Here is a 26,133-nt window from a genome sequence, read left to right on the forward strand (position 1 = left end):
GTTAGGGCGAGGATGCCGTTCATCCCGCCCCTCCTCATCAGGGAGTCACCATGGATACGAACCCCCGCACCTCTCGCCGCCGAGTACTCCAGTTCGGCGCGGCCGCCCTTCCCCTCGCGGCCCTCGGCTCCGCCGCCCTCCCGTCCCTGGCGCCGACGGCCTCGGCCGCGCAGGCCGGCTCGGGCGCGACGCTCCGCATGCCCGCCGAGACCGACCGGCACGTCCGTACGTACATGGCCTGGCCGGCCCTCGCGTCGGTGTGGGACAGCGGACTCGGTGCGGTGCGCAGGGACATCGCCGAGGTGGCCCACGCGATATCGCGCTACGAGCCGGTCGTGGTGCTGGCCCGCCCCGGCCAGGCCGCCGAGGCCCGCTACCAGTGCGGAATGGGCGCCTACTACGGCATCCAGGTCATCGACATCCCCAACGACGACCTCTGGATCCGGGACTTCGGCCCCACCTTCGTCGTCGCCCCGGGCGCAGTCGCCGGTGTGGACACCAACTTCAACGGCTGGGGCAAGGCCGGTACGACGTACGCCCAGCCCTTCGCCAACGACGCGGCGGCGGCCCGCACGCTCCTCGCCGAGTACGAGGTGAACCGGATCCGGGCGGGCTTCGTCGGCGAGGGCGGCTCGCTGGAGACCGACGGCGAAGGAACCCTGCTGGCCACGGTCAGCTCGATGGTGAACGCCAACCGGAACCCGGGCATGAGCCAGGCCCAGGTCGAGCAGGCGATGAGGACGGCGCTCGGCATCGACAAGGTGATCTGGGTGCCGGGCCTCGCGGGCCAGGACATCACCGACTGTCACATCGACTGCCTGGCCCGGTTCATCTCCCCGGGCCGGGTCATCCTCGACAAGCCCGGCCCCGGCGCGGACAGGAAGTGGGTGGCCGTCTACGAGGAGACGAAGCGGGCCCTGCAGAGCGCCACCGATGCCCATGGCCGCCGCCTGGCCATCACCGAGCTGCCCGGACCGGACCGCCGCGAGATCCGCGGCCGGGGCGAGGAGTTCCTGTCGAGCTACACCAACTACTACACGGCGAACGGCGCCGTGATCGCGCCCCAGTTCGGCGACGGATACGCCGACGGCGTCGCGTACGCCATCCTGCAGGCCGCCTACCCGGGCCACCGGGTGGAACAGCTCTCCATCGACGGCATCGCCTCCGGAGGCGGCGGGATCCACTGCGCCACCCAGTCGCACCCGGCCGTGCCGCCGGCGCTCTGATGGCCGGGCCGCCCCGGCCCGCGCGGACGGTCCCGCCCGCCGGGGCGGCCCGCCCGCCGGTCGGCACTCCTGGTGACGGGCCGCGTACATACGCGGCCGATCACCCCGGTAGGGTGCGGAGCATGGCGTCTCGTAGTACTCAGATCCTCGAAGCCGCCGCCCGGGTGATCGCCCGGCGCGGTGTACGCGGGCTGCGCGTGGAGGAACTCGCGGCCGAGGCCGGCGTGTCCACCGCCCTGATCTACTACCACTTCAAGGACCGTACGGGCGTCCTGCGCCAGACGCTCGAGTTCATCAACGACCGCGCCGAGCGCTACACGACCGAGCGCGACCCGGACGAACCGCCGCTCACCCCGCGCGAGGAGCTGGAGGAGACCCTCCTCCTTGAGCTCCAGGACACCGTGCACGTACGGGAGAACAGCTCGGCCTGGGGCGAACTGCGGGCGAGCGCCGTCTTCGACGAGGTGCTGCGAGAGGACCTCGCACGGGCGACGCTGGTGTGGGTCCAGGAGGTGGCCGCGCTGCTGGGCCAGGTCCAGCCGATGGTCCCGGCCTCCGCGCTCGCCGCCGCCGCCGAGCGGCTCACCGCCCTGCTGGAGGGCCTGAGCATGCGCTGGCTGAGCGGGGGCATCAGGATCGACCATGCCCGCGAGCTGATGCGGGGCGCCATCGCGGCCGAACTGGCGGGTCTCGGGCGCGGCTGACCCCCGCCGGACCGGGTCCGTGCCGTCGCTGCGCCCCGGCTCGGCCGGGGCCGGCTCCGGACGGGCCCGCGCAGTTCCCCGCGGCCGCGCGCAGGCTCCGTACGCGCCCCGTGCCGGCCCCTGCAGGACCCCGCGCAACTCCCCGCCCGCCCCTGTGCGTCTCGCGCAGGTCTCCCACGCGACGCCTGGGTGACTCCCGTGAAACCTTGCGGACCCGGGCCTGTCCAGCCTCTTGACTGAATTTTCAGTCAATGCCAGAGTGAGGATTCCGAGCAGGCGGGCCGAACCTCCCGCCCGTCGGACCGCCGGCCGGCCCGTGCCACCTCACGGGCCCGGTCCCGGCCCGCATCTCCTCGACGCACCCCTTGAGGCGTCCCCCCGGCGCGCCACCGGCCCTCGGCCGCCGCCTCGTGCACCACACATCCGGACGGGCGACGCCCCGGCCCCCGGCCGTACCCTCGCCCGCCCTTCCGGAGGAAGGAAATGACCATGATGGTTTCGACCGGCCCCGACGCCGGGCGGGACGGCCGGGGGACGTCATGCCCCTGACTCCCACCGAGCGTGACCGGCTGCTGCTCTTCACCGCCGCCGAGCTGGCTCGCGCCCGGCGCGCCCGCGGCCTGCGGCTCAACGTGCCGGAGGCGACCGCGCTGATCGCGGACACGGTGTGCGAGGCGGCGCGCGACGGCCTTCGCCTGGCCGATGCCCTCGAGCGGGGCCGTGGCGTCCTCGGCCCTGACGACGTGCTCCCCGGGGTCGTCGACATCGTGACCGAGATCCAGGTCGAGGCCGTCTTCGAGGACGGCACCCGGCTGGCCGCGATCAGTGAGCCCTTCGGCGCCGTGGAGCGCGACGACTGTGCCCCGGGCGCGGTCCTGCCCGCCTCGGACGCCGTGGCCGCGCCGGAGCCGGTGGTCACCCTCACCGTCCGCAACACCGCCGCGGTGCCGGTGAGCGTGACCTCGCACTTCCATTTCTTCGAGGCGAACCCTCGGCTCGACTTCGACCGGGCCGCGGCCTACGGGATGCGGCTGGCCGTGGCCGCCGGTTCGTCCACCCGCTTCGACTCCGGCGCGAGCGTCGAGGTCGGCCTCGTCCCCGTGGGCGGGGACCGGATCGCGATCGGCTTCGCGGGACTGGTCGACGGACCCCTGGACGCACCCGGAGCCAAGGCAATTGCGCTGGCGAAGGCGGCGGCGTGCGGCTACCTGGGAGTCGTCGCCGAACACGAGGACGGAGACCGGGCGTGAGCAAGAAGACCCCGCACAGCGATCACTGTGCGCCGGGCAGCCGGCACATCGACCCGCACGAGTACGCGTCCGTCTTCGGCCCCCGTGCCGGGGACCGGGTGCGGCTGGGCGACTCCGGGCTGACGGTCCGCGTCGAGCACGACGCGCAGAGGCCCGGCGACGAGTTCCTGGCGGGTTTCGGGAAGACGGCCCGCGACGGCCTGCACCTGAAGGCCGCCGCGGTCCGCGGGACCTGCGACGTCGTCATCAGCAATGTGCTGGTCATCGACGCCGTCCTCGGTATCCGCAAGGTCTCCATCGGTATCCGCGAGGGCCGGATCCACGCGATCGGCCGGGCCGGCAACCCCGACACCCTCGACGGCGTCGACGTGGTCGTCGGCACCGGCACGACGATCGTCTCGGGTGAGGGCCTGATCGCGACCGCCGGGGCGGTGGACACCCACGTCCACCTGCTCTCCCCGCGGATCATGGAAGCCTCCCTCGCGAGTGGCGTGACGACGATCATCGGGCAGGAGATCGGGCCGAGCTGGGGTGTCGGAGTCAACTCGCCCTGGGCACTCAGACACGGGTTCAACGCCTTCGACGCCTGGCCCGTCAACATCGGCTTCCTCGCCCGCGGCTCCTCCTCCGACGCCGCCCCGCTGGTCGAGGCGCTCGCCGAGGGCGGTGCCTGCGGTTTCAAGGTCCACGAGGACCTCGGGGCGCACACCCGGGCCCTGGACACGGCGTTGCGGGTGGCCGAGGAGTACGACGTGCAGGTGGCCCTGCACAGTGACGGTCTGAACGAGTGCCTGTCCGTCGAGGACACCCTGCGGGTGCTGGACGGCCGGACCATACACGCCTTCCACATCGAGGGCTGCGGCGGCGGTCACGTCCCGAACGTGCTGAAGATGGCGGGCGTGCCGAACGTCATCGGCTCCTCCACCAATCCGACGCTGCCGTTCGGGCGGGACGCGGTGGCCGAGCACTACGGAATGATCGTCTCGGTCCACGACCTCAAGCCCGACCTGCCCGGTGACGCCGCCATGGCCCGTGACCGGATCCGGGCCGGGACCATGGGCGCCGAGGACGTGCTCCACGACCTCGGGGCCATCGGGATCACCTCCTCCGACGCCCAGGGCATGGGGCGGGCGGGTGAGACCATCCGCCGCACCTTCGCGATGGCCGCCAAGATGAAGGGCGAGCTCGGCCCGATGGACGGCGACGGTGACGGCGACGACAACGCCCGCGTCCTGCGCTACATCGCCAAGCTCACCATCAATCCCGCCATCGCCCACGGCCTCGCCCACGAGATCGGCTCCATCGAAGTCGGCAAACTCGCCGACATCGTGCTCTGGCGCCCCCCGTTCTTCGGCGCCAAGCCCCAGATGGTGCTCAAGTCCGGTTTCCCGGCCTACGGCGTCACCGGCGATCCGAACGCCGCCACCGACTGCTGCGAACCGCTCGTTCTCGGCCCCTTGTTCGGCGCCCACGGCGCGGCGCCCGCCGACCTCTCGGTCGCCTTCGTCAGCCGCGCCGCCGCCGAGTCCGGCAGCTCCGGCGCCATGGCGACCCGGCGCCGCCGGGTCGCCGTACGCGGCACGCGCGGCATCGGGCCGAAGAACATGATCGGCAATGACCGGCTCGGCAATGTCGACGTCAACGCCCGGACCGGGCTCGTGACGCTCGACGGCGAGCCCCTGCGCTCCGAGCCGGCCCAGCAGGTCTCCCTGAACCGCCTCTACTTCCTCTAGTCACTTCTCCGGCCACTTCCTCCAGGCCCCGCTTCCCCTCCCGTGCTCCCTTCCTTGCCCCCACTTCGCTCTTGACTGAATTTTCAGTCGAGTGGAAGACTCCCACCTACGCAAGAAATGAGACATCTGATGACCGAATTCCGTATGCCCGCCGAGTGGTCCCCGCACGACGGCTGTCTGATGGCCTGGCCCACCCGCGAGGACCTGTGGGGCAGCGTGCTCGCCGAGGTGAAGGAGGAGTACGCGAACGTCGCCCGCGCCATCGCCGCGTTCGAGCCCGTGACGATGGTCGCCCCGCCCGGCTTCGGCGAGGACGCCCGTGCGCTCTGCGGCGACGGTGACGGTGACGGTGTGACCGTCGTGGAGCTGCCGCTCGACGACTCCTGGTTCCGCGACTCCGCCCCGCTCTTCGTCCTCGACGGCGACGGCAACCGGGCCGGAGTCGACTTCCGGTTCAACGCCTGGGGTCGCAAGCACCACCCGTTCGACGCCGACGACCGCATCAGCGGCCTGCTGTTGGAACACCTCGGCGTCGACCGCATCCCCTCCGGCATGATCCTCGAAGGCGGGGCGATCACCGTCGACGGCGAGGGCACGCTGATCACCACCGAGCAGTGCCTCCTGCATCCCAACCGCAACCCGGGCATGAACCGCGACCAGATAGAGGCCGAGCTGAAGTCCCGGCTCGGGGTCTCCAAGGTGGTGTGGCTCCCGTACGGCGGCCTGCTCGACACCGAGACCGACGGTCACGTCGACGGGGTCTGCGCCTTCGCCGCCCCCGGCACGGTCGTCGTCTCCCTGCCCTCCGACCCGGACCACCCCGACTACGCCCGGATGCGCGCCAACCGCGCGGTGCTGGAGGCCACCACCGATGCCCGCGGCCGCCGGCTGGAGATCATCGACGTGCCGCAGACGGCCTTCGCCGACGTGGCCGAGGGCGAGATCGAGGTGTCGTACCTCAACTACTACGTCGCCAACGGTGGCGTGGTCGTCCCGGTGGCCGGTGTGCCGCAGGACGAGGAGGCCCTCGCCGTGATCGCCACGGCCTACCCGGGCCGCAAGGTCGTCGGGGTCCGGGCGCTCGCCATCGCGTTCGGCGGTGGCGGCGTCCACTGCATCACCCAGCAGATCCCCACCGCGCGGACCACCGTCTGACCCGGGAAACCGGCCGCTCCCGGCGGACCGCTCCGGCGGTCCGCCCGCTCCTCCCCCCGCAACCCTCACGGAATAGAGAGCGCGACGATGACCACCTCCCCGCCCGGCACCCGCACCGGCACCCGCACCGGCAGACGCCGCCACGGCCGGCGCGCCCGGCTCGGCTCCGCCGCCGCGGCCGCGACTGCCGCCCTGACGTCCATCTCCCTGCTCGCGGCCTGCTCCGGCCCGCCGAAGGACAAGGCCGCCGGTATCACCGACGTGAAGCTCGCGGTCTCCACCCCCGAGGCCCGCGGTGAGATCGACTCCTTCACCTGGGCGGTGTACGCCGAGCCGCCCACCCTCGACTACACGGTTGCCTTCGACTACCCGCAGAACACCGTCCTGTCCAACGTGTGCGAGAGCCTGATGCGCTGGACCCCGGGCCTCACCACGGAGCCCGGTCTCGCCCAGAAGGCGTCCAACCCGGACCCCACCACCTGGGTCTACGACCTGCGCCCCGGCGTGCGCTTCCACGACGGCAAGGAGATGACCGCCGACGACGTGGTCTTCAGCCTCGGCCGCCAGAAGGACCCCGACAACGCCGCCGCCTGGGCCCAGGTGTTCCAGAACGTCGCCTCGATCACCAAGAGCGGCCCGCTCCAGGTCACCGTCAAGCTCAGCAAGCCCGACTCGCAGTTCCCCCAGTACATGGCCACCGCGGCCGGAGTGATCGCGTCCAGGGCCACTGTCGAAGCGGCCGGCAAGGACTACGGCACCACCGGCGGCCTCGGCTGCACCGGCCCCTTCAAGCTCGGCACCTGGAACAAGGGCCAGTCGATCGAGCTGGAGCGCTTCGACGGCTACTGGGGCACCAGGGCCAAATCGAAGAAGGCCGTCTTCCGCGTCCTGACCGACCCCTCCGCCCGTACGAACGCCCTGCTCAGCGGGGAGGCCGACGGCGGCTACCTGATCCCCACCGAGAGCTACGCCCGTCTGAAGGGCAGCGGCGCCGGCACCCTCTACTTCGGCGAGGGCCTGAGCACGGTCAACGTCAACATCACCAACATGCAGGGCCCCCTCGGCGACATCCGCGTCCGCCGGGCGCTGTCCCTGGCGCTGGACCGCACCGGCTTCGTCAAGGCCGGACTGGGCGGGGCGGGCACCGTCACCAACTCCCTCACCACCCGCGCCGCGTGGGCCGCCGCCCCCGAGCGCACCCTGAAGACCGCCTTCGACAGCCTGCCGCCCACCGGCCAGGACCTCGAGAAGGCCAAGGCCCTGGTCAAGGAGGCCGGCGCCACCGGCAAGACCCTGACCGTGGCCACCAGTTCCATAGGCCAGGACGTCTCCCTCCTCGCCACCGCGGTCCAGGCGGCGGGCACCCGGATCGGCCTGGACATCCAGCTGAAGACGATCGCCCCGAACGCCTTCACCGCGCTGTTCACCGACCCCCAGGCGCGCGAGGGCATCGACATGTTCCCGCTCACCTACTACGACTCGATCACCGACCCGCTCGACCTGCTGCAGAACTTCAAGACCGGCGCGTACATGAACTTCGCCGGCTACAGCGACCCCGGGTACGACAAGCTCGTCGACCAGGCGAGCGCCGTCTACCCGACCGAACAGCGGATGGACATCGAGGCGAAGCTCCAGCACCACGCCTCGGAGCAGCTGCTGTGGATCCCCGTCGCCGAGTGGCCCACCGCGCTGTTCCTGAACAAGCGGATCACCGGCGCCCCCACCACGATCTCGTACATGTACTACCCGTGGGCCGCCGACGTGGGGGCCTCGCAGTGAGTTTCGCCAGATTCGCGATACGGCGGGTGGCGGAGATGGCCGCCACCCTCCTGACCGCCTCGTTCGTGGTCTTCGCGGCCATGTACCTGGCACCGGGCAACCCGGCGAGCTTCCTGCTCGCCGGCCGCTCGGCCTCCCCGGAGGCCCTCGCTTCGATCAACGCCCAGTACCACCTGGACGATCCCTTCCTGCTGCGCTACTTCCGGTGGCTGGGCGACGTACTCCAGGGCGACTTCGGACGGTCCATCACCTACCGCACCGACGTCTCGCGCCTGCTGGCGGACCGCCTGCCCACCACCTTGATGCTCATCGTGATGTCGCTCGTCGTGGTCGTCGCCGTCGGCCTGTTCCTCGGCAGGGTCGCCGCCGTCCGCGGCGGGGCCACCGACTCCGCCATCCTCGTGACCACGACGTTCGCCGTCGGAACCCCGTCCTTCGTCGCGGCGGTCCTGCTCCAGGGCCTCTTCGCCGTCAAGCTCGGCTGGTTCCCCAGCAGCGGCGCGGGCGACGGCGGCCTCGGGGACATGCTCTGGCACCTCGCGCTCCCCTCGATCGCCCTCGCGCTCTACCTGATCGGCATGCTGGCGCGGGTCACCCGCTCCGCCATGCTCGAAGCCCTCGACAGCGAGCACGTCACCGTCGCCCGCAGCCGGGGCGTCCCCGAGCGGCAGGTCATCCGGCGCCACGTCTTCCGCAACTCGCTGGGCACCGTCCTGACCACCGGCGGCCTGATCGTTTCCACGCTCCTGGTGTGCACCATCCTGGTCGAGACGGCCTTCAGCATCGGCGGCATCGGCCAGCTCCTCGAACTGTCCACCACCACCAAGGACTTCCCGACCGTCCAGGCGATCTCCCTGATCATCGTCGCCCTCTTCATGATCGTGAACCTGATCGTGGACCTCCTGCTGCCCCTGGTCGACCCCAGGGTCACCCTCGGATCGAGGAGCGCCGCCGTATGACCGCCGTCCTGACCCGCCGGCCGGGCCTCTCCCGGATCCGCGCCGCCGGTTCCCCGCTCCATCTGGTCTGCCTGGCCCTCGTCGCCGTCGTCGTGCTCGCCGCCCTGCTCGCACCCTGGCTCGTGCCCCACGACCCCAACGCCGTCGACCTCGGCAACGCCCTCGCCGCGCCCTCCGCCGCGCACCCGTTCGGCGTGGACGCGGCCGGCCGGGACACCCTCTCCCGGCTGCTGCTCGGCGCGCGCACCTCCCTGCTCGGGCCGCTCGGGGTCGTCGCCTTCTCCACCGTCGCCGGCATCGCCATCGGCATGGCGGCGGCCTGGCGGGGCGGCTGGATCGACTCCGTGCTCTCCCGCAGCACCGAACTCGTCTTCGCCTTCCCCGGGATGCTGCTGGCCATCCTGATCATCTCGGTCTACGGAGAGGGGCTGCTCGCCCCGGTCATCGCCCTGGCCGTGGCCTACCTGCCGTACGTCAGCCGCCTCACCCGCTCCCTGGTCCTGGCCGAACGGGCCCGGCCGTACGTCAGCGCCTACCAGGTCCAGGGCCACTCGGCGCTGCAGATCTGCCTGCGCCACATCCTGCCCAACATCGCCCCCGTCGTCCTCGCCCAGTCCACCATCAACTTCGGCTACGCCCTGATGGACCTCGCCGGACTGTCGTTCCTCGGGCTCGGCGTGCCGGCCCTCACCCCCGACTGGGGCCGCATGGTCTTCGACGGCCAGACCGCCATCCAGCACGGCTACCCGCTGTCCGCGATCCTGCCCTGCGTCCTGATCGTGCTGACCGTGGTCGCTTTCAACGTGGTCGGCGAACGCTGGGCCGACCGTATCGCCAGGAGGGCCCGATGAGACCGCCGCAACCCACGAAACCGGTGCACACCCTCGACATCCAGGGACTGCGGATCACCCTGCCCGGCACCGCCCGGCCCGTCCTCGACGGAGTGGACCTCACCGTTGCCACCGGTGAGATCGTCGCCCTCGTCGGCGAGTCCGGCTCCGGCAAGAGCCTCACCTCGCGCAGCGCGCTGCGCCTGCTGCCGCCCGGCGCCGTCACCGAAGGGGCCGTGCGGGTCGGCGGCGAGGACGTCCTCACCATGAGCGCCGACCGGCTGCGCGCGGTACGCGCCTCCGCCGTGGCCATGGTCTTCCAGGACCCGCGCGCCACCGTCAACCCACTGCGCCGCATCGGCGACTTCCTCACCGAGAGCGCCACACTGACCAAGGTCATGGGCAGGGCGGAGGCGACCGGGCGCGCCGCCGAACTGCTCGGTGCGGTGGGCCTGGACCCGTCCGTGATGCGCAAGTACCCGGGCCAGGTCTCCGGCGGCATGCTGCAGCGCGTGGTGATCGCCGCGGCCCTCATGGGCGACCCCGCCCTCCTGCTGGCCGACGAGCCCACCACGGCGCTCGACGTCACCTCCCAGGCCGAGGTCGTCGCGCTGCTCGCCGGGCTCCGCGCACGCTTCGGCACCGGACTGCTGTTCGTCACGCACGACCTCGACCTGGCCGCGGCCATCAGCGACCGCGTCTACGTCATGTACGCGGGCCGGATCGCCGAGAGCGGGCCCGCCGAGGCCCTCTTCGCGCGCCCCCGGCACCCGTACACGGCCGCGCTGCTGGCCTCCACCCCGCGGATGGACGGCCCCCGCGGCCGGCTCGCCGCCATCGAGGGCCAGCCGCCGGACCTGCGCCAGGCACTGCACGGCTGTGCCTTCGCCGCCCGCTGCCCGCTCGCCACCGAGGTCTGCGACCAGCAGGTTCCCCTGCCGGTGGCCGCGCCGGGCCGGCCGGGACACCTGGCCGCCTGCCACCACAGCGACCGGCTCGAAGGGAGCACCGTCGATGCCCGATAACGGACCGGGAACGCCCGGCAACGTCCTGGAGGTCACGGGGCTGCGCCGCTCCTACGGAGCCGTGCGCGCCGTCGACGACGTGTCCTTCGTGCTGCCCGAGGGCGGCTCGCTGGGCATCGTGGGGGAGTCCGGCTCCGGCAAGACGACCACCGCGCGGATCATCGTCGGGCTGGAGCGCGCCGACGGGGGCGAGGTCGTGGTCGCGGGCCGCAACCGGACCGCGCGCGGCGAGGGCCGCGGCCGTGCGCGGCGCCTGGCGCGCGCCCGCGAGGTCCAGATGGTCTTCCAGGACCCGTACCTCTCCCTCGATCCGCGCACCTCCGTCGAGGCGGTCCTGCGCGAGACCCTGCGCCTGCACTTCCCGGACCGTGATCACACCCGCCGGATAAGGGAGTTGCTCGACCAGGTGGGGCTCGGCACCCGGGCGGCCGACGCCCTGCCGCGGCAGCTGTCCGGCGGCCAGCGTCAGCGCGTCGCCATCGCACGGGCCCTGGCCGTCGAGCCGTCCGTCCTCGTCCTGGACGAGGCGGTCGCAGCGCTCGACGTCTCCGTACAGGCGCAGATCCTCAACCTGCTCGCGGACATCAGGGAGCAGACCGGCATCGGGTACCTCTTCATCACCCACGACCTGGGGGTCGTACGGTGCGTCACCGACGAGATCGTCGTGATGCGGCACGGCCGGATCGTCGAGGCGGGCGCCACGGCAGAGGTGCTGGCCGCGCCGCAGCACCCGTACACGCGCCTGCTCCTGGAGTCGGTGCCGCGCCCGGGATGGGACCCGGAGGCGATCGCCGCGGCCCGCAGGGCGCTGTAGGCAGGGGGGCCTCCCCACGGGTCGTACCGCCGGGGCGCCCCACGGGTCATACCCCCGCGGCGAGCGTACGGAGCAGCGTCCGCAGGACCGGCCCGGTACCGCCGTCGGCGCCGAGGGAATCCATGGCCGCCAGGCCGTCCACGGCGGCGGCCACGGCCAGGCCCAGCGGGCGCGGGTCCACGTGGCCGCCGCGCTCGTCGGCCAGGACCTGGAAGAGGGCGACGAAACAGGCGCGCCAGCGCCGGTACTCGGCCTCCAGGCTCTCGCGGACCCGGGCGTCGTTCAACGCCTGCCAGTGCAGGGCGGAATGGAGGTGGGACAGTTCGGCGCCCTCGGGCCGGCCGAGCAGTTCGACGACCCGCTCGGCGCGCTCGGCGAACGGTCCGGGACCGGACACCGCCGCCTCCAGGGGCGTGATCCACTCGGGGCGGATGTCCGTGATGACCGCGAGGACGAGGTCGGTCCGGTCCTGGAAGTGGTAGTGGCACATCCCGTGCGAAACGCCGGACAGGGCTGCGACGTTGCGGGTGGTGAAGCCCTCGCTCATCTCGCCTGCGAGGAGGGTCCGCGCGGCGGCGATCAGCCGTGCCCGGGTCTGCTCGCCCTTCGCCGAGGCCCGTGGCCGGCCGGCCCGTCCGGGGGGAGCGGGCCGGTCTGCGGAGTCCTTCGCGACAGCTGCCATGACGTCACTCTAACGAGCCTTCCGTCCGCGACCTGGGGCTTTCCGTGATCCACCGGAATGACCTCGTCCAAACTATTGACCGAGCGCTTGGCCAGTTTTAGCTTTCCGGTCAACCCCGCAGTCTCCGCGGGTAGTTGAGCCATCGGAGGAACCCCCACATGAACGATCACGCAGTGAACCGGCCCGCGGGCGAGGGCATGGGCAGACGCAGATTCCTGGCGGCGGCGGGACTCACCGCCGCAGCGGCCGCGCTGGCGGCGACCGAAGGGCGGGCCGGGGCGGCGGCCGCGCTCCGGCCGGCGGCGGCCGGAGCCTTCCGCGTGCCGATCGAGGACGTCCGGCACACCCGCACCTGGATGGCCTGGCCGGACAGCACCTCCATCTGGGGCAACACGCTCGGTGGCGTCCAGCAGGACATCGCGCTCATCGCCCGCACCGTCGCCAAGTACGAACCGGTCTACATGTGCGCCAACTCCGGCAGCGCCGCCAAGGCCCGCTCGATGTGCGGCTCCACCGTCACCGTCATCAGCACCATCCCCGTCGACGACTGCTGGATGCGCGACACGGGGCCGGTCTTCCGCACCGACGGATCCGGCGGACTGGACGCCGTCGGCCTGAACTTCAACGGCTGGGGCAGGAAGCAGGCCCACTCCAGGGACAATCTGGTCGCCGGACGCATCGCCTCCTACGTCGGAGTGCCGTTCACCGCCGCCGCCCTGGTGGGCGAGGGCGGCGCGATCGAGCAGGACGGTGCGGGCACCCTGATGGCCACCCGCAGCAGCCTCGTGAACAAGAACCGCAACCCCGACAAGACGCAGGCGCAGATCGAGTCCGCGATGCTCTCCGCGTACGGCGCCACCAAGGTCATCTGGTTCGACGGGGTGAAGGGCCAGGACATCACCGACGACCACGTCGACGCGACCTCGCGCTTCCTCGCCCCCGGCAGGGCCGCCGTCCAGATGCCCCTGGCCTCGGACAACGACGTGTACGCCAAGGACGCGCGCCAGCAGTACCAGATCCTGTCCGCGGCCACCGCCGCCGACGGCACGCGCATGTCCGTCGAGCGGATCCAGGGCCCCGACTACTACAAGATCCGCTCCTCCAACCCGGACTTCCTCGCCTCCTACGCCAACTACTACCTGTGCAACAACGCCGTCATCAGCGCCCACTTCGGCGACACCCGGGCCGACACCGCCGCGAAGGCCACCCTGGCCCGCCTCTACCCGGGCCGCACCATCGAGCAGCTCAACATCGACCGGCTCGGCACCGGCGGCGGCGGGATCCACTGCGTCACCCAGCAGCAGCCCGTCCCGTAACCGGCACCCGCGCGCACGGGCCGTTCCGGACCACTGCGGAACGGCCCTCCGGCGTTCCGGGCGGGGGGCACGAAGGGGTACGACATACCGCCATCCGGGAAAATCCTTGGACCGCGCCGTCGCCGTCGCGGGACACTTCCGTTCCTGTAAGCCTCCCGCCACACGACAGCACAGGGTTGCCATGGGAACGCCAGGATCGCCCGAACATTCACCGGGCAGGGGCCCGGTACTGCTCGCACTTCGCTACTACGGACGGGAGCTGGCCCGCCTCCGGCGGCTGACCGCACCCGCGATGCTGCTCCCGGCACTGGGCAACATCGGCATCAACTACATCGCGCCGCTCATCGTCGCCAAGCTCGTCGGCCGCATCTCCGGCGGCGGCAGCACCACCGTCGACGCCATGCTGCCGTACGTCCTGACCTTCGCCGGGGTCCTGCTGCTCGCGGAGGCGCTGTGGCGGGTCGGGCTGCACTGCCTCAACCGCCTCGACGCCCGGGGCATCGAGCACCTCTACGTGGTCGGCATGGACGAACTGTTCGCCAAGGACGCCGCGTTCTTCCACGACAACTTCGCCGGATCGCTCACCAAACGCGTGCTGAGCTTCGCCTCCCGCTTCGAGGAGTTCGTCGACACCCTCACGTTCTCGGTGATGGGCAGCTTCGTACCGCTGGTGTTCGCCTCGGTGGTGCTGTGGCAGTACGACCCGCTGCTCGTGGCAGGCCTGCTGGTCATGATCGCGGTGACCGCGCTGATCGTGGCGCCGCTGATCCGGCGCCGCCAGACCCTCGTCGCCCAGCGCGAGGAAGCCATCGCACGGGTGTCGGGCCACGTCGCCGACAGCCTGATGAACATGGACACGGTCCGGGCCTTCGCCGCCGAGGAGCGCGAGGCCGCCGAACACCGCTCGCGCGTCGCGGAGTCGCGCCGGCTCACCCTGCGTTCCTGGGACTACGGGAACCTGCGCATCGACACGGTGGTCGCGCCGATGTCCGTACTGACCAACGCGCTGGGCCTGCTGCTCGCCGTCACGCTCGGCGGCGGCGAGCACGGGGTGGAGGCGGTCATCGTCGCCTTCACCTACTACGCCAGCGCGACGCGGATCATGTTCGAGTTCAACCAGATCTACCGCCGTCTGGAGAGCTCGATGACGGAGGCGGGGCAGTTCACCGAATTGCTGCTGACCCCGCCGACCGTGCTCGACCCGGCAACGCCCGAGCCGCTGCGGCCCGGGGCCTCGGACGTCCGCTTCGAACGGGTCACCTTCGCCCACGGCGGCGGCAAGCCGCTCTTCGACAGCCTCGACCTCGACGTGCCCAGCGGGACGAAGATCGGCCTCGTCGGCCGGTCCGGCGGCGGCAAGACCACCCTCACCCGGCTCCTGATGCGGATGACGGACATCGAATCCGGCCGGATCCTGATCGGCGGCCAGGACATCAGCCAGCTGCGCCAGGCCGACCTGCGCAGCCTGATCGCCTACGTCCCCCAGGACCCGGCGATGTTCCACCGGTCGCTGCGGGACAACATCGCCTTCGCCCGGCCGGGCGCCACCGAGGCCGAGATCCGTCGCGCGGCCGAGGCCGCGCACGTCACGGAGTTCACGGACACCCTGCCGGACGGCTTCGACACCATGGTGGGCGAGCGCGGCGTCAAGCTGTCCGGCGGACAGCGCCAGCGCGTCGCGCTCGCCCGGGCGATCCTGCGCGACGCGCCGGTCCTGCTGCTCGACGAGGCCACCAGCGCGCTGGACTCCGAGAGCGAGATCCTCGTCCAGGAGGCGCTGTGGAGGCTCATGGAGGGCCGCACGGCCCTGGTGGTGGCGCACCGGCTGAGCACGGTCGCGAACATGGACCAGCTTGTCGTCCTCGACCGCGGACGCATCGTCGAGAACGGTACGCACCAGGAGCTGCTCGCCTCCGAGGGTGCCTACGCGAAGCTGTGGCAGCACCAGTCGGGTGGCTTCCTCGACGGCACCGCCGCGCGCTCCCAGGTCAACTGAGTGCGGGCCGAGCCGCCGGGCCCGTTGGCCAAAGATTTCGCCAAAGGACGGACGGGCCCCAAGCGGCGCCGACCCTTCACGGCTGGATGTGCATAGTTTGTCCTGATATGACCCCTCAATCTGAAAGCCACGGCGGCCCGGGGCGGCGCCGGCTGCTCCGGGTGGTGCTGACCGGGACGGTGGCCCTGGCGGCCGGCCTGGTGGCCGGTTCCCCCAGGATCCCGACCGCCCCCCTCGCCGGGGGACCCGAGAGGGTCCGGCCCGCCGGTCCCGAGGCGGCGCTGCGGGAGCTGGAGGCGGGCAACGCGCGCTGGCGGACCCTGCACGAACGGCACCCCGACGAGACCCGGACGGTGCGGCAGACGCTGGTGGGCGGCCAGCACCCCTTCGCCGTGGTGCTCGGCTGCGTCGACTCGCGCGTTCCCCCGGAACTGGTCTTCGACCAGGGCCTCGGCGACCTGCTGACCGTACGGTCCGCGGGCGAGGTCCTGGACGAGGCGGTGCTCGGGAGCATCGCCTACGGGGTCCTCGAACTCGGCATCCCGCTCATCGTGGTGCTGGGGCACCAGTCGTGCGGGGCCGTCGCCGCGGCGGTCCGGGCCGACGGGGGAGGCGCCCCGCTGCCGGGCCACATGCAGTACCTGGTCGATCAGATCCGCCCGGCGATCGACCGCACGCTCGACGGCGCCGCGCGCATCGACGCGGCGATCACCGCGAACGTACGGCTGGTGCGGGAGCGGCTGGCGGCGGAACCGGAGCTCGCGGCCAAGGCCGCGGCCGGCGAGCTGGCCGTCGTCGGAGCCCGGTACGAACTCACCAGCCAGCGGGTACGCGGCATCGGCTGACCCGCACCGGCCCCGGCACCGGCCCCCGCACCGCCACCCTGCGCCGCGGTACGAATCCCAGTTCGTCAGCATCGCGCGACCCGCACCGCACATCCGGGTGATTGTTCCCCACCCGGGTGCCTTTGGGCGTTCAAGGCGCATGCGGGCCGGGAGAGTTGGTACATGATCATCGAACCCGTTCCCACACCCGATCCCGCGCCCGGCACCTCGGACGAGCCCGACCGGGCGCCCGCCCGGCGCCCGTCCCGCCGGACCGTGATCGCCGGTGCGGCCGCCGTCGCGGGAGCCGGCGCCCTGTCCGTCGCCGCCGCGTCCGCCGGGACCCCGCAGGCCCCGTCCGGCTCGGCGCGCCCCGACTGGGAGACCTGCCTCACGATCGCCCGGGCCATCCTCGTACGGGACGATGACGACGAGCCCCTGGTGCCCCGTTACTCCGACATCCTCCTGAAGCACGGCCTGCCGCGGTCCCGCACCCGCAAGAAGGTGCTGATCGTGGGCGCCGGGCCCGCCGGGCTCACCGCCGCCCACCTGCTGCGCGAGGCCGGACACGAGGTCACCGTCATCGAGGCCAACGGCAACCGGGTGGGCGGCCGGATCAAGACCTTCCGGACCGGCGGCCACGAGAAGTCCGCGGCCCCCTTCGCCGACCCCAAGCAGTACGCCGAGGCCGGCGCGATGCGCATCCCCGACAGCCACCCGCTGGTCACCGGACTGATCGACAGCCTCGGTCTCAAGCGGCGGCGCTTCCACCTGGTCGACGTGGACGGCTCCGGCCGCCCCGCCTACCGCACCTGGATCTACGTCAACGGCATCCGCGTCCGCCGCGCCGACTACGCGCGCAGCCCGCACACCCTCAACAAGTCCTTCGGGGTCCCGGCGGCCTTCGAGGGCCTGCCCGCCGCGCAGATCGTCCGCAACGCCTTCGCCCCCGTCCGCAAGGAGATCGAGGGCAAGAAGGACAAGCAGCTCGTCGAGGGCTGGGCGCGCGTCATCCAGCGCTACGGCCACATGTCGATGTACCGCTACCTGACCGAGGAGGCGAAGCTCGACGAGCGGACCATCGACCTGATCGGCACCGTCGAGAACCTCACCTCCCGACTGCACCTCGCCTTCGTGCACAGCTTCATCGGTGCCTCGCTGATCAGCCCGGACACCGCCTTCTTCGAACTGCCCGGCGGCACCGCCACCCTGGCCGACGCCCTCTACGCCCGCGTCGAGGACCTCGTACGGCTCGACCGCCGCGCCACCCGGATCACCCACGGGGAGGGCAGGGTCAGCATCGAGACCGTCTCGGAGGGCCGCGGCGGCAGCCCCGTGCGGCGCGAGACCTTCACCGGCGACACCGCGATCATCACCGTGCCCTTCTCCGGGCTGCGCCACATCCCCGTCGCCCCCGCGCTCTCGTACGGCAAGCGGCGCGCGATCACCGAGCTGCACTACGACGCGGCCACCAAGGTGCTGCTGGAATTCAGCCGCCGCTGGTGGGAGTTCGACGAGGCCGACTGGAAGCGCGAGCTGGAGGCGGTACAGCCCGGCCTGTACCGCAAGTACCAGCTCGGGCAGACCCCGCAGGACGGCGGTCTGCTCGGCGCCCACTCCTCCGTGTCGAACCGCGGTATCTCCGGCGCCCAGCGGGCCCACTACGCGGCCTGCCGCGCGGTCGGCCGTGACCAGCCCGAGGCGGCCCACGTCATCGGCGGCGGCTCGGCCACCGACAACCCCAACCGCTTCATGTTCCAGCCCTCCTACCCGGTCGAGGGCAGCGCCGGCGGGGTCGTGCTCGCCTCCTACAGCTGGTCGGACGACGCCCTGAAGTGGGACTCCCTCGACGACGAGGAGCGCTACCCCCGCGCGCTCGCCGGGGTGCAGGAGGTGTTCGGGCAGCGCATCGAGGTGTTCTACACGGGCGTCGGACGCACCCAGTCCTGGATGCGCGACCCGTACGCCTACGGCGAGGCCTCCGTACTGCTGCCCGGCCAGCACACCGAGCTCTTCCCCCACGTCCGCAAGGCCGAGGGGAACCTGCACTTCGCCGGATGTCACACCTCCATCAAGCCGGCGTGGATCGAAGGAGCGGTGGAATCCGCGGTGCGCACCGCCCTGGAGGTCCACTCCACCCTCTGAGCCCGGCTCAGCCCTCGGCGAGCACGATCAGCCAGTCGTGCTCGCCGAACCGGACGGGGCACCGCTTGTCCGGGTTGAGGTGGACGCCGTACCCGGGGCCCGTGGCGGCCTGCGCGCGCAGCCGGTAGCCGACCGCGCATTCGCCGCGACGGCGCGCCGACTCCACGAGGGTGGCGAAGGCCACCTCGTCACCGGTGCGCACGTAGTCCGCGACCGGCTTGAGGTGGAGCTCGCTCCCCTCCGCCTGGAACAACTCCTCGAAGACGTCCGCGAGGTAGGGGCTCTCCGAGATCTGGGTCATCAGGAGGCTGATCAGCCGGCCGCTGACGATGAAGTCGGCGCCCTCCCGGGCGGGGGCGAGCAGCCTGTTGCCGTCGTCGGACATCTCGGTGGTGAGCGACAGCTCGCGCTGCGCCGCCTCCCCGATCGCCCGCAGGTGCAGCAGGGTGACCAGCGTCCGGTCGTCCGTCTCCGTCCCGGTCTCCGGGGCGAGCGTGAGGTCGACCGCGCGGGTGGGGCCCGGGGCCGTCCGGGAGGCGGACTCGACGTCGGTCTCGCCGATGACGATCACGCTGTCGTACGACGGCACGTCCAGCTTGGCCAGCAGCTGGGGATCGGTGATGTCCCCGCTGCGGAAGGCCACTTCGAGACGGCTGTACGCACCCGCGATCGCGGAGGTGGTGCACATCGTCGGTTCGTCGCCGAGCGATACGACGTCCAGGGTGCTTCCGGGGCTCACGAACCGGTCGAGCTGCTCGACCATGAGCGGAGCGCGGCGGTTCCAGCCGAGGAGGAGCAGCCGTTCGGCCTCGGGCGTCCGGGGGCGGGCGGTGACGATCGCGTCCCGGTCGACGTACGGGGACGCGTCCGCCCGCAGGGCCGTGTCGTCGTCCTGCGAGATGAGGACGATCCGGTCGTCAGGGCCGATCGTCGTCGTGGGGTCCGGGTTGAGGGCGACGCCGCCCCCCGCGTGCAACAGGCCGACCACGGAGGACGTGGTGAAGGCCAGCAGGGCCTCGCCGAAGGTGCTTCCGGCGAGGTCCCCGGCCGCGGCGGTGTAGAACTCGTCGCCCGCGAAGTCGAGCAGTTCCTGGTAGACGAGCGAGAGGCCGGGCTGGCGGGCGGTCTGGACGAGGAGCCGGGCGATGATGTCGTCGACGCACAGGACGTGGCCGCCGGGCCCGGCGGCCAGCCGGGCGGTGACCTGGTTGCGGGTGTCGCGGACGGCGGCGACCACCACCGCGCCACCGGGCTCGGGGTCCGCCGCGTAGAGGGCGAGCAGGGTCTTCACCACGTGGGCGTCACCGGTGTCCGCGTCGGGCGGCAGCACGAGCACGGCCTTCGCGGTCCGCGGACTCACCCGGGCCAGTTCGGCGGGGTCGGTGGTGCGGCCGTTGCGGCAGATGATCCTGGTCGTGCCGGTGTCGGTGACGGAGGTGAGGATCTCGTCCTCCATCTCCACCTTGTCCTTCGGGGCGAGGACGGCGATGGCCGACCTGCGCCGGTTGGCGTTGGCGGCCACCAGCTCCCCGACCACCGGGAAGATCTGGTCGGACCAGCCCAGCAGGACGGTGTGCCCGGACTCCAGCACGGTGGAGTGGCCGCGGCGGAGCAGCATGATGCGCCGGTTGATGCCGGTGGTGATCAGACTGACGAGGGTGGACACGAACAGCAGGGCGACCAGGGCGAGGGCCACGGAGGCCAGCACGTAGAGGGGGGACCCGACCGCGCCCCCGATCTTGAGGGTCTGTCCGACACTGACCCACACGGCGGTGAGCCGGCCGGAGAGGGTCGCGGGGGCGGCCCGGTCGGCCCATACGAGGACGGTGCTCGCCGGGACCACGACGGCGAGGCAGGCCAGGGCGAACCAGCCGATGAGCGCGGTGGTTCCCCCTGCCACCAGATTGTCGAACCGGTACCGAAGGCGCAGCCGTAGGGACGTCGTGTGCCGCTGCGCCATGAGAACTCCCTCGCCTTCCGCGCTGCTAACCCGCGGACGCCCGCACGGTTACGGGTGAACCGCCGTCGGCGCGCGGCCGGTCAGGGGCCCAGGGCCGCGATGACCTCGTCCGTGCTGCTGACCTTGCCGATGCGGGGGAAGATCTTGCCGAAGGTGTGGGCGTGCGAATCGGCGTCGGTGTCGGCGGTGGCGTCCTCCGCGAAGACCAGGTCGTAGCTGAGCTCCCAGGCCGTACGGGCCGTGGATTCGACGCCGACGCTCGTGGAGATGCCGGCCAGGACGATGCGGTGGATGCCGCGCCGGCGCAGCTGGAGGTCGAGCTCGGTGCCGGTGAAGGCGCCCCAGTGGCGCTTGGTGACGACCACGTCCCCGAGGGCGGCGAGCTCGGCGGGGATCTCGGAGAAGGCGGCGGGCGGGGCGGCGGCCGGCCCCGGGCGGTCCACGTTCGCGGTGGGCAGGTCGCCGCCGTCGGGGGACCACGCCACCTTGACCAGGACCACGGGCAGCCGGTGGGAGCGGAACGCCTCGGCGAGCGCGACGCCCTTCTCGAGGATCTCGGTGGCCGGCTTCGCGGTGGGCCGGGCGAGGATGCCCGTCTGGAGGTCGATGAGGACCAGGGCGGTGTCCTGACCAAGGGCGAGGGGGGTCGGTTCGGTGACGGTCATGAACTCTCCTGCGGATCCGGTGCGGGCAGGTACCGACACTAAGGGGAGCGCATTCGACTTCCGGGGAGCCCCTGCCGGTCTCCTCGCCGCATCCGCATCCCGATTAGGATGGGAACGTGAGTACGAATAACGGAGAATCCCGACCCTCCCTGACGTCCGCGCTGACCGGGGCCGAGCTGCTGCGCTGGTACTGGACGCTGGCCGAACTGGCGGCGCTCGCACGGCAGATGGGGCTCCCGGCCGGCGGGGGCAAGGTAGCCGTCACCGCGCGGCTCGCCGCCGCGCTCGACGGACTCCCCGCACCCGCCGCCCCGGCGGCCCCCGCACCCCGCCGGGCCGGACGCCGGCTCACCGCGCCCGTCACCGGCGCGAGCGTGATCCCGCCGGGCCAGAACTGCAGCCAGGTGCTGCGCGCGTACTTCGTCCGCGAGATCGGACCCGGCTTCCACTTCGACGCCTTCATGCGGGACTACATCGCCGGGCATGCGGGCCACACCCTGGCCGAGGCCGTCGCCCACTGGCACGCGACCCGCGCACGCGCGGCCGAACCCCAGCAGATCGGCGCGCAGTTCGAGCTCAATCGGTTCCTGCGCGCCTGGCACGCCCGGCACCCGGACGGAACCCGCACCGAGGCCCTGGCGGCATGGCGGGACCATCGGGCCCGCCCCCGCGACTGACCACCGGCTCCGGCGCGGGTGAGGCGCGTGGAGCCGACGTGAGCCGACCGGTGCACTGATGTCCGGGCGGGGACTCAGGGGACATGGCCCGGCACCCGGCTCAGGTTCCGGGGAGGATGCGGCGCGTTTCGTAGGCCCACATCGCGATCTCGACCCGGTTGCGGGCGCCGAGTTTGGCCATCAGGCTGGCCAGATGCGTCTTCACCGTGCTGAGGCTGATGTGCAGTGCATCGGCGATCTCGGTGTTGGTCAGCCCGCGAGCGACGGCGAGGAGCACCTGCTCCTCGCGGGCGGTGACGGGGGAGACCGGCTGGGCCACGGGCCGGCCGGCGGGCAGGTCCGCGAATGCCTGGAGCAGACGGACGGTGACGCTGGGCGCAATGAGCGCCTCACCGCCGGACGCCGACCGTACGGCCTGGGCCAGAAGGTCCGGTCCCGTGTCCTTGAGGAGGAATCCGCGGGCGCCGGCACGCAGCGCGCCGTAGACGTACTCGTCGAGGTCGAACGTGGTGATGACGACCACGGCCAGCGGGTCGGCGACGCCCGGGCCGGCGACCAGCCGGGTGGCCTCGAGCCCGTCGAGTACGGGCATGCGAATGTCGAACAGGCAGACGTCGGGGCGCAGTTCGCGGGCCAGACGTACCGCCTCCCGTCCGTCGGCGGCCTCGCCGACCACCTCGATGCCGGGCTGGGCGTTCAGTATGATCCGCAACCCGGTGCGGATGATCGTCTGGTCGTCAGCGACGAGGACGCGAATGGACACGGCTCTCGCTCCTCGCTCTCGGCAGTTCGGCGTCGACATGCCAGCCCCGGTCGGTACCCGGGCCGGCTCGTAGTGTGCCGCCGAGCAGCGTCGCGCGCTCGCGCAATCCGGTAAGTCCGTATCCGTCGCGACCCCGGCCGGTGCGCCGGCCGTTGTCGCGCACGCTCACCCGCACCATGTGCCGTTCCGCGGCGACCCGGACGACGACCTCGGTCGCGTCGACCGCATGGCGCAGCGCGTTGGTCACCGACTCCTGCACGATCCGGTAGACGGCCGCGTCCACGGCCGGGGGCAGCGCGTCCAGCTCGCCGTCGAGCCCCAGGTCGACCTTGAGGCGACCACGCGGGGTGCGCACCAGGCGCTCCAGATCCGCGACACCGGCAGGCGGCGCCAGCTCGGCGCCGACCCCGCGGTCGCGCAGCGCGGCGACCATGGCGCGCATTTCCTCCAGCGTGCGCGCCCCTTCCTCCTCGACCCCCTCCAGCGCCTCCACGGCGGCGGACGGGTCGGTGCCCGCGAGCACCCGGCCCGCCTGGGCGATGATCACCATGGCCGACACGTGGTGGGCCACCGTGTCGTGCAGTTCCCGGGCGAGCTGCTCGCGCTCGCGGGAGCGCACCTGCTCCAACTGCCTATCGCGAGCGGTCACCCGGAACCGCACGGCAGCCCCGACCACGCCGGGCAGCAGCAGGAAGGCGAGGCCCACGACGTTCTCGACGACCGGGGTCTCGTCCGTGACGGAACACAGCGCGCCGGCCGCGAGGATCACCGCGCCGCCCAGCACGATCTCCCGTCCCGATCCCCACCGGGGCAGCGCGTACACCAGCACGAGCACGACCGCGCCGGTGTACAGGCCGACGGGCTCGCGCGGTGCGGCGACCAGCGAGGCCACCGGAAGCACGATCACCGAGCCGAACGCCAGCGTCACCATCGCCAGCGGGCGGGTCCGGCGCCACAGGGGCAGCAGGCACAGCCATACGGCGAGCACCACCGCCACCGGCCGCCACACGACGTTCTCGCGCAGGGTGGCCTCCAGCGCCACACCGGCAAGGCCCGCGGCGAGCAGCGCCCAGTCCCGCCGCACCCGGGCGGGCGCGTCGGGCGGCCGGGGTTCGGTCCACAGGGTTCGCAGGTCGTCTCGGAGCACGGTTCTCAGCCTAGGGACCGCGGCGTGCCGCGCATCGGCCGAAAGGATGGGTCGTCACTCCGCCCCGGGGCCGACGGATCCGCGGCCCGCGGGCCGATGCCGCGGAGCGCCGTGGCGACGAGCCTCGGTATCGGCGGCCGTACAAGGACGGCCGACGAGGTGGTGGGAGGAACAGATGCTCTCGAAAGTCCTGTTGCGCCTGGGCGGGGGTGCGGCCCGCCATCCCTGGCGGGTGATCGCGGCATGGCTGATCGCCGCCACGCTCGCCGTCCTCGCCGCCGTCGCCTTCGGCGGGCGGACCGCGGACTCGATGACCGCTCCAGGACTGGACTCCCGACGGGCCGCGGAACTGATCGAGCGGGCAGGCACCGGCCAGGAGGGGATGACCGCCCAAGTGGTCGTCACCCCCCTCGATGGCGGTGCGACGTTCTTCGACGACGACGGCGCGCGCACCGCTCTCACGCGGCTGCGGACCGAGGTGAACCGGCTGCCGCACGTGCTCGGCACGAGCGACCCGGCGGGGGCGCTCGACGCGGGCGGGGACACCGCCGTGCGCGGCGGCCTCGTCTCGGCCGACGGGCGGATCGCGGTCGTCCGGGTGCAGTACCCCGACCAGAGCCGGCTGTCGGGCGAAGACCTCGACGCCCTCGTCGATCTCGGCGACCGGCTGCGCGCCGAGCTGCCCCTGCGCATCGAGATGGGCGGGAACCTCTTCTACGCCTTCTCCGACCCCGACGGCGGCGTGAGCGAGCTGATCGGTCTCGTCGCCGCGGCCGCGATTCTCTTCCTGGCGTTCGGTTCGCTCGTCGCGGCCGCGCTGCCGATCGGCATGGCGGTCTTCGGACTGACCGTCGGGGTCGCCACGATGACGGTACTGGCGGGGGTCACGGACGTCCCCACCTTCGCACCGGTCCTGGGCAGCATGGTCGGGCTCGGAGTGGGCATCGACTACGCGCTGTTCGTGCTCGCCAGGCACCGGGAGTACCTCGCGCGCGGGCTCGATCCGCACGAGGCGGCCGGACGAGCGGTGGCCACGGCGGGGCGGCCGGTGGTCTTCGCCGGCGGAACCGTCGTCGTGTCGATCCTCGGCATGGCGGTCGCGAACGTGCCGTTCATGACAGTGGGCGGGCTTGCCGTCTCGATCGTCGTCCTGACCATGGTGCTCGCGTCGGTGACGCTGCTGCCGGCCCTCCTCGGCGCCGCCGGCCCACGCCTGGCCCGGGCCGGCCGGATCGGCCGGGCTCTGCAGACCGGGAAGCCGGGCCGACTCGCACGGCGGCGGGACCCGGCGGCGGGCGCCGCTCCCGCCGCCGGCTGGCGGCGCTGGATCGGGCACGTCAACCGGCACCCGGTGCCGTACGCGATCGGCGCGGCGGGGCTGCTGCTGACCGCGACGCTGCCCGTGCTCGGCCTGCGCGTCGGCCTGCCCGACGACGGCTCACTGCCCCACAGCCGTACCGAGCGCCGCGCCTACGACCTCGTCGCCGAGGGGTTCGGCCCGGGCACCAACGGTCCCCTCGTCATCGCCGCGGACCCCACCGGTGATCCGGGAGTGCTGGACCGACTCGTCGGGGCGGTCGCGGCGGATCCGGGCATCGCATCCGTCGCGCCGACGCACATCGATCGGGCCACCGGCATCGCGACCCTCGTGGTGTTCCCGACCACCAGCCCTCAGGACAAGGCCACGGCCGACACCATCGCCCGGCTGCGCACCGACGTGCTGCCCACGGCGATCGGGCACGGCCCGGCCAGGGCCCACGTCGGCGGCGCCACCGCGAGCCTGTCCGATGTGGGCCGACGCACCAGCCAACGCCTGCCGGTGTTCGTCGCCGCCGTGCTGGCGATGTCGTTCCTGCTGCTGATGCTGGTCTTCCGCTCGATACTCGTACCGCTCAAGGCGGTCCTGCTGAATCTGCTGAGCATCGGCGCGGCCTACGGCATCATGGTCGCGGTCTTCCAGTGGGGCTGGGGAGGCGCACTCATCGGGCTGGAAGCGACGGTTCCGATCGTGTCGTTCATCCCGATGTTCCTCTTCGCCATCCTGTTCGGCCTGTCGATGGACTACGAGGTGTTCCTCCTCTCCCGCGTACGCGAGGAGTACCTGCGCACCGGCGACAACGGCACGGCGATCGTCGAGGGCGTCTCGCGCACCGCCCGGATCATCACCTCGGCCGCCCTCATCATGGTGGCGGTCTTCCTGTCCTTCGCCGTCGCCGAGGACCCCTCCACCAAAATGTTCGGGCTCGGCCTGGCCACCGCGATCTTCATCGACGCCACGGTCGTACGCATGGTGCTGGTACCGGCGACCATGACACTCCTCGGCCGGACCAACTGGTGGCTGCCGAAGTGGCTGGACCGGATGCTTCCCCGCGGCCCGGTCGGCACCGACGACACCGACGCGGAATCCACGGGTGAGGCCCCGCGTCCACGGCTGGTCGACCGTTGACCCGACTCCTGCCCGCCGTTGGCGTCCGGCACCTCAG

The 26,133-nt window shown here is 72.2% G+C and carries 21 protein-coding genes; 16 read left to right on the forward strand and 5 right to left on the reverse strand.

Going from position 1 to position 26,133, the window contains the following annotated elements; genetic code table 11:
- Positions 1-50 precede the first annotated feature (50 nt).
- From OG753_RS33985 to OG753_RS34030, 10 genes are all read left to right on the forward strand, one after another.
- The gene (locus tag OG753_RS33985) at positions 51-1,226 is read left to right on the forward strand and encodes an agmatine deiminase family protein (protein WP_327265481.1); all 1,176 of its coding nucleotides are present in this window, start codon (positions 51-53) and stop codon (positions 1,224-1,226) included.
- A gap of 122 nt (positions 1,227-1,348) precedes the next feature.
- Positions 1,349-1,930: a helix-turn-helix domain-containing protein gene (locus tag OG753_RS33990; protein WP_327265482.1), complete on the forward strand. Its 582-nt coding sequence runs from the start codon at positions 1,349-1,351 to the stop codon at positions 1,928-1,930.
- Positions 1,931-2,469: 539 nt separating this feature from the next.
- Positions 2,470-3,180, forward strand: coding sequence for an urease subunit gamma (ureA, locus tag OG753_RS33995; RefSeq protein WP_405791275.1), 711 nt, complete (start codon positions 2,470-2,472; stop codon positions 3,178-3,180).
- Positions 3,177-4,913, forward strand: coding sequence for an urease subunit alpha (locus OG753_RS34000; RefSeq protein ID WP_327265484.1), 1,737 nt, complete (start codon positions 3,177-3,179; stop codon positions 4,911-4,913). The genes ureA and OG753_RS34000 overlap by 4 nt, the downstream gene beginning before the upstream one ends.
- 129 nt (positions 4,914-5,042) lie before the next feature.
- Positions 5,043-6,068, forward strand: coding sequence for an agmatine/peptidylarginine deiminase (locus tag OG753_RS34005; protein ID WP_405791276.1), 1,026 nt, complete (start codon positions 5,043-5,045; stop codon positions 6,066-6,068).
- A gap of 87 nt (positions 6,069-6,155) precedes the next feature.
- A complete protein-coding gene (locus OG753_RS34010; RefSeq protein ID WP_405791277.1) occupies positions 6,156-7,847 on the forward strand; it encodes an ABC transporter substrate-binding protein in 1,692 nt (563 codons plus the stop codon).
- Complete coding sequence (locus tag OG753_RS34015; protein WP_405791278.1) at positions 7,844-8,806, forward strand: ABC transporter permease; 963 nt, start codon at positions 7,844-7,846, stop codon at positions 8,804-8,806. The genes OG753_RS34010 and OG753_RS34015 overlap by 4 nt, the downstream gene beginning before the upstream one ends.
- Positions 8,803-9,657 (forward strand): ABC transporter permease, encoded by an 855-nt coding sequence (locus OG753_RS34020; protein ID WP_405791279.1) that lies wholly within the window; start codon positions 8,803-8,805, stop codon positions 9,655-9,657. Before OG753_RS34015 ends, OG753_RS34020 begins: the two co-directional genes overlap by 4 nt.
- Positions 9,654-10,661 (forward strand): ABC transporter ATP-binding protein, encoded by a 1,008-nt coding sequence (locus OG753_RS34025; RefSeq protein WP_405791280.1) that lies wholly within the window; start codon positions 9,654-9,656, stop codon positions 10,659-10,661. The genes OG753_RS34020 and OG753_RS34025 overlap by 4 nt, the downstream gene beginning before the upstream one ends.
- Entirely contained in the window at positions 10,651-11,475 is an 825-nt protein-coding gene (locus OG753_RS34030; protein WP_405791281.1) for an ABC transporter ATP-binding protein, read from the forward strand. The genes OG753_RS34025 and OG753_RS34030 overlap by 11 nt, the downstream gene beginning before the upstream one ends.
- 46 nt (positions 11,476-11,521) lie before the next feature.
- Here the strand turns inward: OG753_RS34030 and OG753_RS34035 are convergent, their stop codons facing one another.
- The gene (locus OG753_RS34035) at positions 11,522-12,157 is read right to left on the reverse strand and encodes a TetR/AcrR family transcriptional regulator (protein ID WP_401702084.1); all 636 of its coding nucleotides are present in this window, start codon (positions 12,155-12,157) and stop codon (positions 11,522-11,524) included.
- Positions 12,158-12,315: 158 nt separating this feature from the next.
- Between OG753_RS34035 and OG753_RS34040 the strand changes: the two genes are divergently transcribed.
- The 4 genes from OG753_RS34040 (at position 12,316) to OG753_RS34055 (ending at position 18,438) form a co-directional block, all read left to right on the forward strand.
- The gene (locus tag OG753_RS34040; protein ID WP_405791282.1) at positions 12,316-13,473 is read left to right on the forward strand and encodes an agmatine/peptidylarginine deiminase; all 1,158 of its coding nucleotides are present in this window, start codon (positions 12,316-12,318) and stop codon (positions 13,471-13,473) included.
- Between the two features lie 181 nt (positions 13,474-13,654).
- Positions 13,655-15,469, forward strand: coding sequence for an ABC transporter ATP-binding protein (locus tag OG753_RS34045; protein ID WP_405791283.1), 1,815 nt, complete (start codon positions 13,655-13,657; stop codon positions 15,467-15,469).
- 107 nt (positions 15,470-15,576) lie between these two features.
- Positions 15,577-16,314 (forward strand): carbonic anhydrase, encoded by a 738-nt coding sequence (locus OG753_RS34050; protein ID WP_405791284.1) that lies wholly within the window; start codon positions 15,577-15,579, stop codon positions 16,312-16,314.
- Positions 16,315-16,476: 162 nt separating this feature from the next.
- A complete protein-coding gene (locus OG753_RS34055) occupies positions 16,477-18,438 on the forward strand; it encodes an FAD-dependent oxidoreductase (RefSeq protein WP_327265495.1) in 1,962 nt (653 codons plus the stop codon).
- 7 nt (positions 18,439-18,445) lie between these two features.
- On the opposite strand, the gene OG753_RS34060 is transcribed toward OG753_RS34055, so the two are convergent.
- Together OG753_RS34060 and OG753_RS34065 are read right to left on the reverse strand one after the other, a co-directional pair.
- A complete protein-coding gene (locus OG753_RS34060) occupies positions 18,446-20,398 on the reverse strand; it encodes a CASTOR/POLLUX-related putative ion channel (RefSeq protein ID WP_405791285.1) in 1,953 nt (650 codons plus the stop codon).
- An 80-nt stretch (positions 20,399-20,478) separates the two neighbouring features.
- Positions 20,479-21,063, reverse strand: coding sequence for a hydrolase (locus tag OG753_RS34065; RefSeq protein ID WP_327265497.1), 585 nt, complete (start codon positions 21,061-21,063; stop codon positions 20,479-20,481).
- A gap of 116 nt (positions 21,064-21,179) precedes the next feature.
- Here OG753_RS34065 and OG753_RS34070 point away from each other — a divergent pair, with 116 nt between their 5' ends.
- Positions 21,180-21,740, forward strand: a complete 561-nt coding sequence (locus OG753_RS34070) for a DUF6434 domain-containing protein (protein ID WP_405791286.1) — start codon at positions 21,180-21,182, stop codon at positions 21,738-21,740.
- Positions 21,741-21,840: 100 nt separating this feature from the next.
- Here OG753_RS34070 and OG753_RS34075 read toward each other — a convergent pair whose 3' ends face one another.
- Together OG753_RS34075 and OG753_RS34080 are read right to left on the reverse strand one after the other, a co-directional pair.
- Positions 21,841-22,503, reverse strand: coding sequence for a response regulator (locus OG753_RS34075; protein WP_389869139.1), 663 nt, complete (start codon positions 22,501-22,503; stop codon positions 21,841-21,843).
- Positions 22,478-23,650, reverse strand: a complete 1,173-nt coding sequence (locus OG753_RS34080) for a sensor histidine kinase (RefSeq protein WP_405791287.1) — start codon at positions 23,648-23,650, stop codon at positions 22,478-22,480. The genes OG753_RS34075 and OG753_RS34080 overlap by 26 nt, the downstream gene beginning before the upstream one ends.
- Before the next feature lie 175 nt (positions 23,651-23,825).
- Between OG753_RS34080 and OG753_RS34085 the strand changes: the two genes are divergently transcribed.
- Positions 23,826-26,096: an MMPL family transporter gene (locus OG753_RS34085; RefSeq protein WP_327265501.1), complete on the forward strand. Its 2,271-nt coding sequence runs from the start codon at positions 23,826-23,828 to the stop codon at positions 26,094-26,096.
- Positions 26,097-26,133 lie beyond the last annotated feature (37 nt).

Origin of the sequence: Streptomyces sp. NBC_00029 (genome assembly GCF_045160505.1) — a bacterium.
In the GTDB taxonomy this organism is placed as follows: domain Bacteria; phylum Actinomycetota; class Actinomycetes; order Streptomycetales; family Streptomycetaceae; genus Streptomyces.

What these genes read in the sequence shown, in the direction of transcription:
- OG753_RS34060 (WP_405791285.1), bottom strand. Translation starts at nt 20,398, where the DNA reads ATGGCGCAGCGGCACACGACGTCCCTACGGCTGCGCCTTCGGTACCGG.
- OG753_RS34065 (WP_327265497.1), bottom strand. Translation starts at nt 21,063, where the DNA reads ATGACCGTCACCGAACCGACCCCCCTCGCCCTTGGTCAGGACACCGCC.
- OG753_RS34045 (WP_405791283.1), top strand. Translation starts at nt 13,655, where the DNA reads ATGGGAACGCCAGGATCGCCCGAACATTCACCGGGCAGGGGCCCGGTA.
- OG753_RS34025 (WP_405791280.1), top strand. Translation starts at nt 9,654, where the DNA reads ATGAGACCGCCGCAACCCACGAAACCGGTGCACACCCTCGACATCCAG.
- OG753_RS34035 (WP_401702084.1), bottom strand. Translation starts at nt 12,157, where the DNA reads ATGGCAGCTGTCGCGAAGGACTCCGCAGACCGGCCCGCTCCCCCCGGA.
- OG753_RS34040 (WP_405791282.1), top strand. Translation starts at nt 12,316, where the DNA reads ATGAACGATCACGCAGTGAACCGGCCCGCGGGCGAGGGCATGGGCAGA.
- OG753_RS34020 (WP_405791279.1), top strand. Translation starts at nt 8,803, where the DNA reads ATGACCGCCGTCCTGACCCGCCGGCCGGGCCTCTCCCGGATCCGCGCC.
- OG753_RS33985 (WP_327265481.1), top strand. Translation starts at nt 51, where the DNA reads ATGGATACGAACCCCCGCACCTCTCGCCGCCGAGTACTCCAGTTCGGC.
- OG753_RS34055 (WP_327265495.1), top strand. Translation starts at nt 16,477, where the DNA reads ATGATCATCGAACCCGTTCCCACACCCGATCCCGCGCCCGGCACCTCG.
- OG753_RS34005 (WP_405791276.1), top strand. Translation starts at nt 5,043, where the DNA reads ATGACCGAATTCCGTATGCCCGCCGAGTGGTCCCCGCACGACGGCTGT.
- OG753_RS33990 (WP_327265482.1), top strand. Translation starts at nt 1,349, where the DNA reads ATGGCGTCTCGTAGTACTCAGATCCTCGAAGCCGCCGCCCGGGTGATC.
- OG753_RS34030 (WP_405791281.1), top strand. Translation starts at nt 10,651, where the DNA reads ATGCCCGATAACGGACCGGGAACGCCCGGCAACGTCCTGGAGGTCACG.
- OG753_RS34050 (WP_405791284.1), top strand. Translation starts at nt 15,577, where the DNA reads ATGACCCCTCAATCTGAAAGCCACGGCGGCCCGGGGCGGCGCCGGCTG.
- OG753_RS34010 (WP_405791277.1), top strand. Translation starts at nt 6,156, where the DNA reads ATGACCACCTCCCCGCCCGGCACCCGCACCGGCACCCGCACCGGCAGA.
- OG753_RS34085 (WP_327265501.1), top strand. Translation starts at nt 23,826, where the DNA reads ATGCTCTCGAAAGTCCTGTTGCGCCTGGGCGGGGGTGCGGCCCGCCAT.
- ureA (WP_405791275.1), top strand. Translation starts at nt 2,470, where the DNA reads ATGCCCCTGACTCCCACCGAGCGTGACCGGCTGCTGCTCTTCACCGCC.